Origin of the sequence: Pseudomonas sp. R19M, from assembly GCF_050312585.1 — a bacterium.
In the GTDB taxonomy this organism is placed as follows: Bacteria; Pseudomonadota; Gammaproteobacteria; order Pseudomonadales; family Pseudomonadaceae; genus Aquipseudomonas; species Aquipseudomonas palleroniana.
This window is the reverse complement of record NZ_JBNPJV010000083.1, coordinates 22,515-38,421: the sequence shown is the minus strand read 5'-3', so window position 1 is coordinate 38,421 and position 15,907 is coordinate 22,515. Positions and strand designations below refer to the sequence as shown.

Here is a 15,907-nt window from a genome sequence, read left to right as displayed (position 1 = left end):
TTGAGCACGCCCCTGATCGAACTCAAGCACATCCGCAAATCCTACGGCGGCGGTGACAGCCCGCAAGTCGACGTGCTGCGCGGCATCGACCTGTCGATTCATGCCGGGGAATTCGTCGCCATCGTCGGTGCGTCCGGCTCCGGCAAATCCACGTTGATGAATATCCTCGGTTGCCTCGACCGCCCCACCGAAGGCGAGTACCTGTTCGCCGGCGAAAATGTCGCGCACCTGGACAGCGACGCCTTGGCCTGGCTGCGCCGCGAGGCGTTCGGGTTTGTGTTTCAGGGCTATCACCTGATCCCGTCGGGCTCCGCCCAGGAAAACGTCGAGATGCCGGCGATCTACGCCGGCATCAGTGCCGATGAACGCCATGCGCGGGCCCATGCCCTGCTCACTCGCCTGGGCCTGGCCGAGCGCACCGGCAACCGTCCGCACCAGCTTTCCGGTGGCCAGCAGCAACGCGTGTCGATTGCCCGGGCACTGATGAATGGCGGGCATATCATCCTCGCCGACGAGCCCACCGGCGCCCTCGACAGCCACAGCGGCGCCGAGGTGATGAACCTGCTGGACGAGCTCGCGAGCCAGGGTCACGTGGTGATCCTGATCACCCACGACCGTGATGTGGCCGCACGCGCCAACCGTATCATCGAGATCCGCGACGGCCTGATCATCAGTGACTCGGCCGAGGCCGGCAGCCCCGCCCCCACTCTTACGGCCGGCGCCCTGCAAGCGGTGGACCTGCGCCAGCGCCTGGCCGACGGCGCCGAACACAACGGCGCCTGGAAGGCCGAGCTGCTCGACGCCGTACGGGCGGCGTGGCGGGTGATGTGGATCAACCGATTTCGCACGGCCCTGACCTTGCTGGGGATCATCATCGGCGTCGCCTCGGTGGTGGTGATGCTGGCGGTGGGCGAAGGCAGCAAGCGCCAGGTGATGGCGCAAATGGGCGCGTTCGGCTCGAACATTTTGTATGTCAGTGGTTCGTCGCCGAACCCGCGTACACCGCTGGGCATCATTACCCCGCAGGACGTGGCGGCGCTGGCCACGCTGCCGCAGGTCAAGCGCATCATGCCGGTCAACGGCGCCGAAGCCGGCGTGCGCTTCGGCAACATCGACTACATGGCCTATGTGGGCGGCAACGACACGCAATTCCCGGGCATTTTCAACTGGCCGGTCGTGGAAGGCAGCTACTTCACCGAAGCCGATGAACGCAACGCCGCCACGGTGGCGGTGATCGGCGCCCGCGTGCGCGACAAGTTGTTCAAAGGTTTGATCAACCCCATCGGCCAATACATCCTGATCGAAAACGTGCCGTTCCAGGTGGTGGGCGTACTTCAGGAGAAGGGCTCCAGTTCCGGCAACAAAGACAGTGACGACCGCATCGCCATCCCCTACTCCGCCGCCAGCATCCGCCTGTTTGGCAGCTACAACCCGGAATACGTGGTGATCGCCGCCGCCGACGCCAGCCGGGTGCACGACGCCGAGCAGGCCATTGACCAATTGCTCAAGCGCCTGCACCACGGCAAGCCCGACTATCACCTGACCAACAACGCCGCCATGATCCAGGCCGAAGCCCGCACGCAGAACACCCTGTCGCTGATGCTGGGCTCGATTGCCGCCATTTCGCTGCTGGTGGGTGGCATCGGCGTGATGAACATCATGTTGATGACCGTGCGCGAACGCACCCGTGAAATCGGTATCCGCATGGCGACCGGTGCGCGCCAGCGCGACATCCTGCGCCAGTTCCTCACCGAGGCGGTGATGCTCTCGGTGGTCGGCGGCCTGTGCGGTATCGGCCTGGCGCTGCTGGTGGGCGCCGTGTTGGTGCTGGCGCAGGTGGCGGTGCAATTTTCCCTGGTGGCGGTGGCGGGTGCGTTTGGCTGTGCGCTGATCACCGGTGTCGTATTCGGCTTTATGCCGGCCCGTAAAGCAGCCCGGCTCGATCCGGTTAAGGCGTTGACCAGTGAATAAACCCTTCCCGCTATCCGTGCTCAGCCTGTGCCTGGCGCTCAGCGCCTGCGCCGGCAGCCCGCCGGCCGTGGACAACGGCATCGCGCCGCCGACTGCCTGGCAGTACGCGGAACGTGAGGCCGCGCAAGCAAGCAACCAGCGTTGGTGGACGCAGTTTGGTAGCGTGTCACTCAACCGGCTGATCGATCAGGCGCGCCGTGACAGTTTCGACGTGGCCGCCGCCATGGCACGGGTGCGCCAGGCGCAGGCCAGTGCCGTAATAGCCGGGGCGCCGTTGTTGCCTGAAGTTAAATTCAACCTGAGCGCCAGCCGTGAAAAACTGCTGCACGGCAGCGGTAACTCGTCGCTGGATGCTACCGAAAACAACAACACCGTGGACAATTTCGGCGCCAACCTCACCGCCAGTTATGAGCTGGACTTCTGGGGTGGCCGCGCCGCCGCCCGGGACAGTGCGCTGTACACCCTGCGCGCCAGTGAGTTCGACCAGGCCACCGTGGAACTGACGCTGCTCAGCAATGTGGCCGACCGCTACGCGCAAACCCTGGCCGCACGCCAACGCCTGCAGATCGCCGAGCTGAACCTGGCGAATGCGCGCAACGTGCTGAACCTGGTGCAAACCCGCTTTGACTCAGGCGCCGCCACCGCCCTGGAACTGGCCCAGCAGAAAAGCCTGGTGGCCAGCCAGCAGCGGCAGTTGCCGTTGATCCAACAACTGGCCGAGGAATCCCGGATTACCCTCGCCGCGCTGCTCGGCCAGCCGGTGCAAACCCTGGACCTGGGCAACGAAGCGTTCCAAAGCCTGACTTGGCCGGCCATCGGCGCCGGGGTGCCCAGCCAGCTATTGAGCCGCCGTCCCGATCTCGCCCAGGCGGAAGCGCAACTGGCGGCGGCCAGTGCCGACATCACGGTGGCCCGCGCGGCGATGCTGCCCACCGTGACCCTGGGCGCGACCCTGGGCTCGGGCTCGTCCAAGGCAGAAGAGATTCTGCGCAGCCCGTTCTACAACCTGACCTCCGGGCTGGTCGCACCGATTTTCAACCATGGCCGTCTGACCGCCGAACGCGACAAAGCCCGCGCGCGCCAGGATGAGCTGCTGCAGGCTTACCGAGGCGCGATCATCAACGGCTTTGCCGATGTGGAAAAAGCCCTCAGCAGCATCACGCGCCTGGACCAGCAGCGCCAGTGGCAAGCCGAAGAACTGCAACAGGCCCAGACGGCCTTCCAGATCTCGCAAAGCCGCTACCAGGCCGGCGCGGAAGACCTGCTGACGGTTCTGGAAACCCAACGCACGCTGTACGCCGCCCAGGACTTGAACGTGCAACTGCGGCTGTCGCGCGTGCAAGCCAGCATTGCCTTGTACAAAGCATTGGGTGGCGGATGGAGTACAGATATCCGATAAACGAAACTCCTGTTTCTTACACAAACCGTTTTCTCTGCCTACATTTTATGACCCCAGGTCCTTGGTAAAAAAGCCGCCATCACATGGCTGCCCGGGACCTCTCGATGAAACCCAGTGTTCTTGTAACCAGCCTGGCGGGTGCGTGCTTGTGGCTGATGGCAGCAGTGCCCCATGCGCAACCGCTGATCGCGCCCACCGCGATTGACTGGCTGCTGGACTGCCCCCTCCCGGCTTTTGAACGACTGGATCCCGAGGTGCTTGAACGCACCCAATGCGGCCAGGTGAGCGTCCCGCGCGACCACGCCGCCCCCGCACGTGGCCGTGTGCGCCTGAACCTCACCCGCGTCGGTGCGCGGCAACCGCTCAACCGTGAAGGCGTGGTCTTCATCCAGGCCGGCGAGCCGCAAACCTCCAAGCGCACCACGTTTGCCCAGCAGTTGGCCAGCCGCTGGGAGTCTTATGCCACCCCGGCCTATCGCACACTGGTCGACCGCTATGATGTGATCGAATTGAGCCTGCGTGACCTCAACGCCCCGAACGCAATCGAACAGGCCGCGCGAGACCTGGAGTATGTGCGCGAACAATTGGGCGAGGCCCAACTGCATTATCTGGGCAACGCCCAGGGCACCCGGCTCGGCAATCGTTACGGCGCGCTGTTTCCCGAGCGCGTTGCACGCATGGTGCTGGTCAACACCCGGCCGGGAGAACCGGGCGTTGCGGGTGTCGAGCAGTTGCTGCTCAAGGAGACGGCCCGATCCGGCAGCGATGGGTGTGTGGCCCGTTGGCTGGGGGATTTTCTGGTTTATGGCAAGCACCCGCCGCCTTCGGCGCGTTGCCTCGACACTGGCCATTGGGAGTAACCCCACGACAGCGTGCGTTGACCTGCCACTGATCAGTTCTACAATGCCCCCCATTCTTTCCCGGGAGCCTTCATGGATATCGAACTGGCACGCACCTTCCTCGAAATCACCCGCTGCGGCAGCCTGGCCGCCGCAGCCGAGAAGTTGCACGTTACCCAGACCGCCATTACCGCCCGGGTCAAAAGCCTGGAGAGCCAGTTGGGCAGCACGCTGTTCGTGCGCAATCGCGCCGGTGCGCGGTTGACCGCTGATGGCGAGGCGTTTGTGGTTTACGCCAACCAGTTGCTGCAAACCTGGGAAGCGGCGCGGCGCGACCTGCCGTTGCCCGACGGCTATCGCAACGTGCTGCATATCGGTGGCGAGGTCAGCCTGTGCACCCCGTTGATGCTCGGCTGGGCGCGGGTGCTGCGCGAACAGATTCCGGGGTACGCGCTGCGTACCGAAGTACGCGAAGGCGACTACCTGCTGCGTCAATTGGAATTGGGCGTGCTGGATGCCGCCCTGGTATTCCAGCCGCAGTACTGGCCGGGTTTGCAGGTGGAGCAGGTGCTGGAAGAGAAACTGATCCTGGTGCAACTGGTGAGCAAGCCTGCGCCGTACGTGTATATCGACTGGGGCCCGGGCTTTCGTCAGCAGCACGACGCCGCTCTGCCCGACAAGGCGCGTGCCGCCTTGAGCTTCAACCTCGGGCCACTGGCGCTGCAATACATCCTGGAAAATGGCGGCGCCGGTTACTTCCGCACCCGCGTCGTGCAGAGCTACCTGGACAGCGGCGTGATGCAACGCGTGCCCAAGGCGCCGGAGTTCAGTTTCCCGACTTACCTGGTGTATTCACGGGCGCGGGATTCGGCGGTGTTGCAACAGGCGCTGGAATTGTTGCGCGGGGTGGTCAAGGTCGAAAGTGACTGGTCGCAGCGCTGGGACCCACTGATGTGAATCAACCAATACCTGTAGCTGACACACCGCAATCGGGGGCAAGCCCCAATGCCGGTCAGTCAAGCGATAGAGCGGACAACGGGTAACCTGTGGCGAGGGAGCTTGCTCCCGTTGGGCCGCGTAGCGACCCCAGCTTTGGGTTTGAAAAGACTGGGCCTGCTGCGCAGTCCAGCGGGAGCAAGCTCCCTCGCCACAGTGACAGCGTTGCGCCTCAACTGACCGGTTGGGCAAGCCCCTCCCACACTCCGATCGCGTCACCTGCAAAAACTCGCACAATTTCGAGCACCAACTAAGCTGACGTTCCAACAAAAAACACCGAGCTGCCCACCATGGCCCATCCCACCGAAGCCTTCCGCGCCCGCTACCGTGCCGGAGTCAGCCGCCATTACCACCCCTGGCTGCACGCCGGTTTCGTGTTGGGCTACGGCATTTTCTGCATCATCCTGGCCGGGGCCTCCCTCGAGCGTATCAGCCCGCTTGAATGGCTGACCGTCCCGCTGACGCTGGTGTTCTTCAACCTCTGCATCTACCTGGTCCACCGTCACCTGGGCCATCACAAGCACGCCTTCGCCCGGCTGTTCTACGCACGCCATACTGGCGATCACCACAGTTTCTTCACCCCCGGCTTCATGACCTACAGCAGCCCCAGGGACTGGCGTGTGATCCTGTTCCCGGCCTGGCTGATCGTGCTGCACAGCCTGGTCATCACCCTCCCCGCCTGGTGGTTGCTCCAACCACTGAACCCCAACGTCGCCGGGCTGTTTGCCGCCTGCATGATCCTTGGGTATTTACTTTACGAAGTGTTTCACGCCTGCGAGCACCTGCCCGTTGCCCATCCCATCGCACGCCTGCCATGGGTGCGCCAGATGCACCGGCTGCATGCCCTGCATCATCGCCGCGAGTTGATGCAGGGGCGTAATTTCAACATTGTGCTACCGCTGATGGACTACCTGTTCGGCACCCTGCATTGGGAGCCGGCCCCCCACGACAACCAGGAATCGTCATGAGTACCCGTCCCAAAAAACTGCGTCATCTACTGTTCGTGCTGGTTCTGGCGGTGATCGCTTTTCTGTTGCTGATGCCGACCAAAGTCCAGCCGGTCAACTGGACGCCGCCCAAGGCGCCTTCATTGAAAGACGGCGTGTATGCCGAAAACCAGCGGCTGAAGCATGTCCAGAAAGTCGGCGCACAAAACATCCCCGGGCCCGAGGCTTTGGTGCTGGATGCGCAGGGTTGGCTGATCAGTGGCTTGCATGACGGACGGATCATTCGTACCGCGCCCGACAGCCAGACCCTGGAAGTACTGGCCAATACCGGTGGGCGACCGCTGGGCATGGCGCTGCATCCGGATGGGCGCTTGATCATTGCCGATGGCATCAAGGGCCTGCTCGCCCTGGATGGCGCCCGCCAACTCACGACCTTGAGCACCAGCGCCAATGGCGTGCCCTTTGGTTTTACCGATGACGTGGTCGTGGATGCCGAAGGACGTTATGCCTACTTCAGCGACGCGTCGAGCCGCTGGGGTTACGGCCAGGATGGCGAAGCGGTGATTGAGCACGGCGCTGACGGGCGCCTGCTGCGTTATGACTTCAGCCACGGCACCACCGAAGTGCTGCTCGATCACCTGCAGTTCGCCAACGGCGTGGCGTTGGGCCCGGACGAAAATTACGTGCTGGTCAATGAGACCGGTGCCTACCGTATCAGCCGCTATTGGCTCAAGGGCGAACGCAGCGGCAGCCACGACCTGTTTATCGACAACCTCCCCGGCCTGCCGGACAACCTCAGCTTCAACGGTCACGAACGCTTCTGGGTCGCCCTGTATTCACCGCGCAACCCTTTGCTGGATGCTTTCGCCGGCTATCCCTCACTGCGTAAAGTGATGGTGCGTGCCCTGATGGTGGTGCCCAAGCCCGTCGAGCGCAAAGCCTTTGTGCTGGGGCTGGATACCGAGGGCAAGGTGATCGCCAACCTGCAGGATGGCAGTGCGGGCAACTATTCGCCCATCACCACCGCGCGGGAATATGGCAACTGGTTGTACCTGGGTTCGTTGACGAACACGAGCCTGGCGCGCCTGCCCCTGAAACTGGCACTCAACCCCGAATGACAAAAAAGGGGCAGCCCGCCAAGGCTGCCCCCTTTTGATTGACGCCGTGGGATCAGTGAATAATGGTCTGGGTGCAGATATGCCCCAGGCTCACGTATTGCACATTGTTCCCGCCCACGCCCACACCGGGGAACTCGGCCAGCTCGATGCGCCAGCCACCCTGGTTATAGGTGGTCGCCCACTTGTACGGAACGCCGGTGCTGCTGTCGTTGATCACGGTGCTGTAATCACCGAAGCAGGTGCCGATGTTGGCCGAAGCCTGGGACACGCCGGCGCTGTTGGTGGTCGCGGTGTAGTCGACCCAGCGATAGTTCAAGTCGATGAAGTGGTTATCCACGCGCAGCACCGGGGTGACACCGAGCAGCGGCGCACCGGTGGAGTCCGACCATTTGGTCGACCAGTTCAGCACGCGAGCGGTTTGCGTGGCCAGCGGCATCTCACTCACCGGCACCCGCACGATGTTGTCACCCTTCACGTCGTGCGTATCCAGACGGGGCGTGGACCCCAGGCTCAGTTGGTAATACTTGCTCGGGTCCTGCGCCACGGCCGGGTTGGCACGTACCCGCACCTTGACCGTGGTGCCGGGCGCAACGCTCGGGTAGGTAGAGGTGGAACCGGCCGGTACAGGCACCCAATTCACGCCGTCGAAGCGGTCGAAGATCCACTGGTTGCGGCTGCCGCTTTCATCGCCCGCCAGGTACATGCTCACGCTCTGGCCACGCACGGCCTTGAAGTCGAAATAATCGACATCGCTGGCGTTGTCGAGGTTGCCACTGACCTTGTTCATCGAGTCCGGCAACACAAACGCAGTTTGCGCGGTGTCGTTGGGTTCGAAGGCGTCGATATTGGTGTCCACCGCCACACCGAAACTGAACTGCGCGTTGTTGGCGGTCTTGGCCAGCATGAACCAGTAGTAATCACCGGCCGGCAGGATGCCGGTCAGGTATTCATCGGCGCTGCCTGGGTTGTCGGACGTTGCCACCAACTGCGGGTTGCCCTGGCCGTCATCCACGAACAGGCTCAGCGACATATCGGCACCGGCGCTCTGGTCGATCAACTGCACCACCGCCCGCGCGTTTTGCGGCAGGTTGAAGTGGTAGGTGAAATCCTGGCCCGTCTGCACTTGGTCAATAGTGTAGAGGGTGTTGATGTCCAGGGTCGGAAACAGCGGTACAAAATCGGCAACGGCCGCGCTTTTCAGCTGAGCCTGGCTCGGCTTTTTCAACTCGCCGACGGCGGTGTTGAACGGTGCGGCTTTGGCGTTCTTGGTCACCGCCTTGGCCTTGCTCTTCATCGCGTCCAGCAGTTTTTGCCGAAGCTCGGCCGAGACCGGCACCGCCTCGATCTTGCCGCCAGGTTTGAGCGCGTCAACCACCGCTTGGTTGACCGTACCAGGGGTCAGTTTAGGAAGGGTTACGTCGGCCAGGGCAGAGGCCGAGGTGAAGCAGGCAGCCATCATGGCCGCGCCCAGGATCAGGCTTTTTTTCGATTTCATTTTTTATCCATCCATAGTTAAAAAATTGAAGCTCAGGTGACGGGTGACGTCCTGTCACCTGGGATGGACTGTAGGATAAAACTGTATGGATGTACAGTATTTTTCTGAATGCATCGTAGGAGGCTTTCCTTCGAACTTGCAGGAGACTTCACTCAATACCCGGTCATCTCCAGGTACCCCACCCCACCCTCAAACTTCACCGGCCCTTCCCAGTACGGAATACTCAGGTTCATCCATGCCTTGGGGTTGACTGCTTCAAGGGTGATACCCAGCTGTTTGCCGGGGATTTTCAGCGACCAGCGTGTGGGAATCCGGCGCCCGTCGATGTGGGTGGTGTTCAGCGGGGTGAGTTGGATATCGGCGTTGTGCAAGGTCTGGGTGCGGCCCTGTGAATCGATCCAGGTGCCAGTCAGGTAACCCGCGCCGTCTGTTTGTCGAACGCGGAACACCATCAACTGCTCGCCTCGGTCCAGGTGCAGGGAGAACCAATCCCAGCCGGTCTGGCTGGCGGCCAGGGGCTGGCTGCTCCATTCGCGATCAAGCCAGGCGGGGCCGCTGACCTGGTAGGTTTTGCCGTCGAGGGTGACGCGGCCGTCAGCCATGAAAAACGGTTGGCTGTAGTAGTAAGAGGCTTGGCCCTGGTCGGATTTGCGGCTGTAGCCGTTGTCGCCTTGCAGCACCAGCGGGCGTTGGCTGGTCAGGTGCAGGTCGTAGGCGAATTGCGCGCCACTGGCCTTGAGCTGCATCTCTGCCAGCGCGCTCGCCACGCCAGGGCGGGTGGCGAAGTTCCAGTCGTCGATCCAGACGCTGAACGGCACAGCCTGGGCGCCCGCCTGGCCGACGCCGCCACGGGCGAAACGTTCGGCGGCGTAATGCCGGGTAGCGGAGGTGACGGCGGCGTGGCCAAGCCAGATCGTCGAGTCGTGCCAGCCCGGCTCGGTGGGGCCTGCTTTCAAGGCGTTGCGAAACAGCGTCCATTGCACGCCGAACACATTGCCTTGCGCGTCCTTGAGGTTGGCGGTGACGTACCACCACTCGATGCGAAAACCTGGGTGGGGGCCGTGGTCCTCGGGAAAGCTGAAGACTTTGCCGGGCACCACTTGGGCAAAATCCGCCGCATCGCTACCCAGGCCGGCGAAACTTTCTTCGGGCGCGGGGGCTTTATCGCACGCACTCAACAGGAGCAACGCCGCCCACAGCCACGCTCTAATCTTCATCGGCAAAGGTCCTCAATAAGTCCGCCGGGCGGCTGCGATACAACTGCCAAAGAGGCCAGGCCGACGCCAGCAACGTCGCGAACAGCGCCAGCCCGAGCAACTGCGCGAGCTGCCCCGGAAACACCTGCAACGGCAGGCGCCAGCCGAACGCCTGCACGTTGATCACTGCATCCAGGCACCACGCCAGCAGCAGCCCCAAGGGCAATGCCAGGATCAACGTGAGTACCGCCAGCAACCAGGTCTGGCCCAGGTTGAGCAACATCAGTTGCCTGCGTGTCACCCCCAGCGCCCACAACGGTGCAAGCTGGCCCAGGCGGCTTTGGCTCTGGGTCAGCAGGCTGATGAACAGCGCCACGCCGGCCACCCCCAGGGTGAGGCTGTTCAGCGCGGCGGTCGCCGCGAAGGTGCGTTCGAAGACCTGGCTGGACCAGCCCTTGAGTTGCTGTTGGTCAACGATGCGGCTGTCGTCGAGGCCAAATTCGCGCTGCACCGCCTGCACCAACGGCGTCACGTTGTGCGGTGCCACACGCAGGTTGAAGCGTGCAGGCGACAGCGTCGGCCAATGCGCCAACAGGTGCTGGGCGTTGACCAGCACATGGCCCTTGGGGTTGCCGTAGTCGGCGTAGATCCCCACCACTTTGGGTGACCACAGACTCTGCGGCGTGGGGATATCAACGGCGTCGCCCAACTGCACGTGCAGGCGCCGCGCCAATTGTTCGCTGAGCATCAGGCTGTCGTCCTGGTGCAAGTGGTCCCAGGGTTCATTCACCGCCTCCAGCAACGGCCAGTGCTGGCGATAAGTCGGGTCATCGACCACGCCGAACACATCCGCCGGCCAGCCTTGCAATTGCACCGCGACCTGCCAGGTGGGCAGCACTGTCTGCACCAGCGCCTGTTGCGCCAGCCAGGTGCCCAGTTGCGAAGCCAGGGCCGGGGTTTGCGGGTTGATGTACAGCTCGGCGGTCAGGCGTTGTTCCAGCCAGTTGTTGAAAGTATGGCGAAACCCCGAGGTCATGGAGCCCGCGCCGATGTTCGCCGCCAGTGCCAACAGCAATGCCATCAGTGCCAGGCTCAAGGCCGGCAGTTGCTGGCGACAATCGGCGAGAAACCACTGGCCGAGCACGGAACGGCTGCGCCCCAGCACGGCCTTCAGCACCCCATTGAGCAGCACCGGCAACCCCAGCGCGGCGCCCAGCAGCAAGGCCGCCATCAGCACAAAGCCGGCGGCCAGGTTGTCACCCAACCACAGCGCCAGCAGTGCGATCAGCAGCGTCGCCGCCGCGACCCAACCCTGGCGTCGCAGCCAGCGCCCATGGGCCTCATGCCAGGCTTGGGCATTGGCCAACGCCAACAGTGGCAAGCGAGCCGCCCGCCACAGGCTGCCGGCCCCCGCGAGCAAGGCCCCCATCAGGCTCAAGCCCAACCCGCTCAACCACCAGGCCGGGCTCAGGCTCAGTTGCCCCGCCACTTCGGCGCCATACAACCCACGCAAACTGGCGGCCACATCCGGCAGCAACAGGCAGGCCAGCAGATACCCGCTGGCAACGCCCAGCACACCGCCGAATAACGACAGCACGCCAAGTTCCACACCGAGGCTGACGAGTAACATCCGTGCGCTGACCCCACAGGCGCGCAAGGTGCGCAGCAGGCCACGGCGCTGTTCCAGGGCCAGGCCGATGGCGGCGTGGACGATAAACAAGCCCACGACAAACGACAAAAAACCCAGTGCGTCGAGGTTCAGGTGAAAGCTCTCGGTCAGGCGTGCGAGGTTGTTATCTTCACCTTGCTTGAGCTGCAATGGGACCGGGGGCGTGGGATGGGTTGCGGCGAAGGTCTTGTCCAACAACAAACGCGAGAGTCGCCCGGGCATCGCCAGCAACGGTTGGGCAAACCCGATATCGGTCAGCAGCATGCCGGGGGCCATGTCCGGCTGCACCTGTAACGGCGGCAGCGCTTGCCCGTCTGCCGTCAGCGGCTGCGCGCCCTCGTGCAAGCCGAGCGCCTGCAAGGTTTGCGCGGCAATCCAGGTGCGCCCCGGCGGCTCGAAGAACGCGAGCATTTGCGCCTGGCTCAAGTGTTGCCCGGCCACGCTACCACTGCCGGGCAACGACAACGGTTCAATGCCCATCAACTGCAGGCGCTGGCTTTCATGCCCCTTGAGCACCACGCGCCCCTGCACCACCGGCGAAACCGGCCAGCCGGCACGGCGCAGTTCGGCGAACAGCGCCTGCGCAAAACCGCTGCCGTCCAACGCGCTCAAACTGGCCTGGGGTTCGCCGCCGATCAGTTGGCTGGCACGTGCATAGCTGTCCCGCGCCTGGCTGTTAAGCGCCTGCACCCCGGTCAGTAACGCAGTGGCCAGCCACAAGCCGGTCAACACGCTGAAGAACTGCACGGGATGACGTCGCCAATGGCTCAGCAGTGCGCGCAACGCCCAATAAAACACGGCCATTTCAACGGGCGTCCGCGGGCACGACGCGGCCGCGATGCAACACCACCTGGTGCTCGAGCCGTGCAGCGATGCGTGGGCTGTGGGTGACCATCAACAGGCTGGTGGAGCTGTCACGCAGCAGGTCCAGGAGTAATTGCAGCACCTCATCGCTGGTGGCTTCATCCAGATTGCCGGTCGGCTCATCGGCCAGCAGCAAGCCCGGTCGAGAGGCCAGCGCCCGTCCCACCGCGACCCGTTGTTGCTGGCCGCCGGACAATTGTTCGGGGTAACGCTTGAGCAAATCGCCCAGGCCCAGGCGCTCCACCAACTGCGCCTGCCAATGCGGATCAAAACGTCCAGCCAGGCGCGCCTGGAACGCCAGGTTGTCCTCCACGCGCAAACTGCCGATCAAGTTGAATTGCTGGAACACCAGGCCGATTTCGGTTCGACGCCACTGGGCCAGTTGCCCTTCACTGAGTTGCTCCAGGCGCAATCCACCGACCTCAATACTACCCGCGTCGACGCGATCCAGGCCGGCTATCAGGTGCAGCAAGGTACTTTTTCCACTGCCCGACTCGCCCATTAGCGCAAGGCTGCTACGCTCAGTCAGGCATAGGTCCACCCCCGCCAGCACCGTCAGCGGTCCCTGGGGCGTGGCGTAGTTTTTGCGAACACCTTGCACCTGCAACATAAGAACGCTCGTTTGAAGGATTCCAAACGAGAATAACGGCTGCCTGCATGCCTCACGCAAATTTTTCACATGGATTTCACTGCTTGCCCACCCTCACCTCTCTAAATTGCCCACCAAGCGTCAACTGCCGGCAACTTGTTAGTTGCTGCCATCGACCCTTCTTAACATCTACGTGTTCAGCTAAAAGACAGCAGCCCTGTGACAGGCTTTTGCTCCACTACGGGCACCCGCCGATTAGTTGCGCCTGTTTTTTACAACACAATAATAGTGACGATGGTGAACAGCGTGGCTGACGTAACCCTGAGCAAATCCCAATCCAATGGGGCAATGTTAAAGCGCTGGAAAAAAGCTCGATTGTCATTGGCCTGTGTCGCCGTTATCGGCCTGCTGCTGGCCGGCTTCCTGTTCTGGCCTACAACCCCTGTTGACCTTGGCGTCGGCAACCGCCTGGTGACCTCCGGGGTCCTGGCCAGTTGGCGCAACGGCGACCTGATCGTACTGGTACGCCATGAAGAACGCTGCGATCGCTCCAGCAACCCGTGTTTCGGACCGGCCGAAGGCCTGACGATCAACGGCACCCAACAAGCGACCAACCTGGGCAAAGCCTTCAATGCCCTGGGCATGGAAAATACCGATGTGCTTGCCAGCCCCGCGACGCGCACCGCACAGACCGCACAATTCATGTTCGGCAAGGCCACATTGTTATCGTCCCCTTCGGCCATCTGCGGTAAAGCCATGGGCGAAGAGTTGCTCCCTCATAAAGAGCCTGGCCGCAACTTGGTAGTGGTTACCCACAGTGGCTGCATGAGCGATCTCCAGACAGAGCTGGGTTACCCCCATGCCGATGCGGCCGAGTATGGCAGCGCACTGTTTGTACAGGTCTTGCCAAACGGCAAGCTCAAGGCGGTGGGTTCGATGAAAACCGAAGAATGGGCGGCGGCTCTGAAACAACTTTAAACACACTTTTTTACATATCCGCACCTGTTGTGTTCAGCCAAACGACAGCCCTCTTCTGGCATGTTTAATCGCGCCCGTTAGTTAAGGACGTTATGACTTTTTCCCACCGCTTAGTGAACATTGTGATGCTTTGTTCTATGAATTCATTACACTCGTGGCCCTCCATTAAACGTCAAGGAGCGACGTGTTCATGACCCGGTTGAAACCTCTGCCGCTGTTTTTGCTCGGCTTTGCCATTTTCTTTTTGTTGCCGCTGGGCTTGCACGGCCTGTGGATTCCGGACGAGACCCGATACGGCCAGGTGAGCCAGGAAATGCTCATGAGCGGCAACTGGGTATCGCCGCACTTCATGGGGTTGCGTTATTTCGAAAAACCGGCCGGCGGTTATTGGCTGATCGCCATCGGCCAGGCCGTGTTTGGCGAAAACCTGTTCGGTGTGCGCATCGCCTCGGTGCTCACCACGGGCCTGAGTGTGTTGCTGGCCTACTTGATCGCCCGCCGCCTGTGGAATGACCCACGCAAGAGCTTCGCCTGCGCCCTGCTCTACATGAGCTTTGGCCTGGTGGCCGGCCAAGCGGGCTACTCCAACCTCGATCCCCAATTCACGTTCTGGGTCAACCTGAGCCTGGTTGCCCTGTGGTTTGCCCTGGACAGCCGCACTACTCGCGGGCGGCTCGGCGCCTGGGCATTGCTGGGCGTCGCCTGTGGCATGGGCTTCCTGACCAAGGGTTTCCTGGCGTGGTTGTTGCCGGTCCTGATCGCCGTGCCATACCTGGTGTGGCAGCGTCGTGTAGGCGAGCTGTTGCGCTATGGCCCGTTGGCGGTGCTGGTCGCCGCGTTGGTGTGCTTGCCCTGGGTATTGGCCGTTCATGTGCAGGAGCCTGACTTCTGGCGCTTCTTCTTCTGGCACGAGCACATCCGCCGCTTCGCTGCCGATAACGCCCAGCATGCACGGCCGATCTGGTTCTTCCTGCCGATCATGGTGGTGGCGTGCCTGCCTTGGTCGGCACTGTTGCCGGCCACGTTGCTCAAGACCTGGAAGGAAAAAGGCCAGCCGGCGATTGCCTTCCTCGCCTTGTGGATGTTGCTGCCGCTAGCCTTTTTCAGCCTGAGCAAGGGCAAGCTGCCGACCTACATCATGCCGTGCCTGCTGCCCCTGGCCCTGTTGATGGGCCACGCCTTGATCGACCTGGTCAAGCAAGGCAAGACACGTTCGATCCTGGTCAATGGCGTGGTCAACGCCCTGATCGGCCTGACGGCGATGGTGGCGCTGATCTACCTGCAAGTCAGCAACCCGGTGTACGGCAACAGCCATGCCGAGATGTTCAGCCTGTCCCTGACCTTTATCGTGCTGCTGGGCTGGATTCTGGCCAACCTGCTGCAAGTGGTGCGCCCGCTGACCTTGTGGGCGATGCCGGCCCTGGGCATTGGCTTGCTGGTGGCGCTGTTGCCGGCGGGCATGCCGGCGATGATCACGGATAACGAAATGCCCGACCAGTTCGTGGCGGAGCATCTGGATGAATTGCAACAAACCCATGCTTTGCTGAGCAACGAATTGGGCTCGGCATCGGCTTTGTCGTGGCGCCTGCGTCGTCCGCAAGTGATGATTTATGACACCGAAGGCGAGTTGCGCTACGGCCTGCGCTATGACGATTCGGTGCACCGCAAGGTCGACCTGGCCAGTGTCCAGGGCTGGTTGGCCGATGCACGTAAACAAGGCTCGGTCGGCGTACTGATGCGGGTCAAGAACACCAGTGAACATCTCGAGGAAGGGCAATTGCCACCCGGTGGCAAACGCTATCGCAAGGGCGACCTGTTGATGATCATTTACCCACAACAACCTTGA

12 protein-coding genes are annotated in these 15,907 nt (G+C 62.4%); 8 read left to right on the top strand and 4 right to left on the bottom strand.

The annotated features are described in order from the left end of the window. The 6 genes from ACQRBT_RS18780 to ACQRBT_RS18755 all read left to right on the top strand — a co-directional run bounded on the left by ACQRBT_RS18780 (window position 1) and on the right by ACQRBT_RS18755 (window position 7,270). Window positions 1–1,971 carry a MacB family efflux pump subunit gene (locus ACQRBT_RS18780; RefSeq protein WP_412046284.1) on the top strand — a complete coding sequence of 657 codons (1,971 nt, stop codon included), beginning with the start codon at window positions 1–3 and terminating at the stop codon, window positions 1,969–1,971. After that, on the top strand, window positions 1,964–3,370 hold the full coding sequence (locus ACQRBT_RS18775; RefSeq protein ID WP_060756825.1) for an efflux transporter outer membrane subunit: 1,407 nt from the start codon (window positions 1,964–1,966) through the stop codon (window positions 3,368–3,370). The genes ACQRBT_RS18780 and ACQRBT_RS18775 overlap by 8 nt, the downstream gene beginning before the upstream one ends. Before the next feature lie 104 nt (window positions 3,371–3,474). Further along, window positions 3,475–4,230, top strand: coding sequence for an alpha/beta fold hydrolase (locus tag ACQRBT_RS18770; protein ID WP_412046285.1), 756 nt, complete (start codon window positions 3,475–3,477; stop codon window positions 4,228–4,230). Window positions 4,231–4,302: 72 nt separating this feature from the next. Beyond that, window positions 4,303–5,166, top strand: coding sequence for a LysR family transcriptional regulator (locus tag ACQRBT_RS18765; protein WP_060756827.1), 864 nt, complete (start codon window positions 4,303–4,305; stop codon window positions 5,164–5,166). A gap of 329 nt (window positions 5,167–5,495) precedes the next feature. After that, window positions 5,496–6,173 (top strand): sterol desaturase family protein, encoded by a 678-nt coding sequence (locus tag ACQRBT_RS18760; RefSeq protein ID WP_090369976.1) that lies wholly within the window; start codon window positions 5,496–5,498, stop codon window positions 6,171–6,173. Further along, the gene (locus ACQRBT_RS18755; protein ID WP_412046286.1) at window positions 6,170–7,270 is read left to right on the top strand and encodes an SMP-30/gluconolactonase/LRE family protein; all 1,101 of its coding nucleotides are present in this window, start codon (window positions 6,170–6,172) and stop codon (window positions 7,268–7,270) included. Before ACQRBT_RS18760 ends, ACQRBT_RS18755 begins: the two co-directional genes overlap by 4 nt. 52 nt (window positions 7,271–7,322) lie before the next feature. Here ACQRBT_RS18755 and ACQRBT_RS18750 read toward each other — a convergent pair whose 3' ends face one another. The 4 genes from ACQRBT_RS18750 to ACQRBT_RS18735 form a co-directional block, all read right to left on the bottom strand. Continuing rightward, on the bottom strand, window positions 7,323–8,765 hold the full coding sequence (locus ACQRBT_RS18750) for a hypothetical protein (RefSeq protein WP_412046287.1): 1,443 nt from the start codon (window positions 8,763–8,765) through the stop codon (window positions 7,323–7,325). A 152-nt stretch (window positions 8,766–8,917) separates the two neighbouring features. Next, entirely contained in the window at window positions 8,918–9,982 is a 1,065-nt protein-coding gene (locus ACQRBT_RS18745; RefSeq protein ID WP_412046288.1) for a lipocalin-like domain-containing protein, read from the bottom strand. Continuing rightward, a complete protein-coding gene (locus ACQRBT_RS18740; RefSeq protein WP_412046289.1) occupies window positions 9,972–12,434 on the bottom strand; it encodes an ABC transporter permease in 2,463 nt (820 codons plus the stop codon). Before ACQRBT_RS18740 ends, ACQRBT_RS18745 begins: the two co-directional genes overlap by 11 nt. A 1-nt stretch (window position 12,435) precedes the next feature. Continuing rightward, window positions 12,436–13,104: an ABC transporter ATP-binding protein gene (locus ACQRBT_RS18735; protein ID WP_060756833.1), complete on the bottom strand. Its 669-nt coding sequence runs from the start codon at window positions 13,102–13,104 to the stop codon at window positions 12,436–12,438. Between the two features lie 276 nt (window positions 13,105–13,380). Between ACQRBT_RS18735 and ACQRBT_RS18730 the strand changes: the two genes are divergently transcribed. Then, window positions 13,381–14,061: a histidine phosphatase family protein gene (locus ACQRBT_RS18730; RefSeq protein WP_412046290.1), complete on the top strand. Its 681-nt coding sequence runs from the start codon at window positions 13,381–13,383 to the stop codon at window positions 14,059–14,061. Between the two features lie 190 nt (window positions 14,062–14,251). Next, window positions 14,252–15,907 carry a lipid IV(A) 4-amino-4-deoxy-L-arabinosyltransferase gene (gene arnT, locus ACQRBT_RS18725; protein ID WP_104994243.1) on the top strand — a complete coding sequence of 552 codons (1,656 nt, stop codon included), beginning with the start codon at window positions 14,252–14,254 and terminating at the stop codon, window positions 15,905–15,907.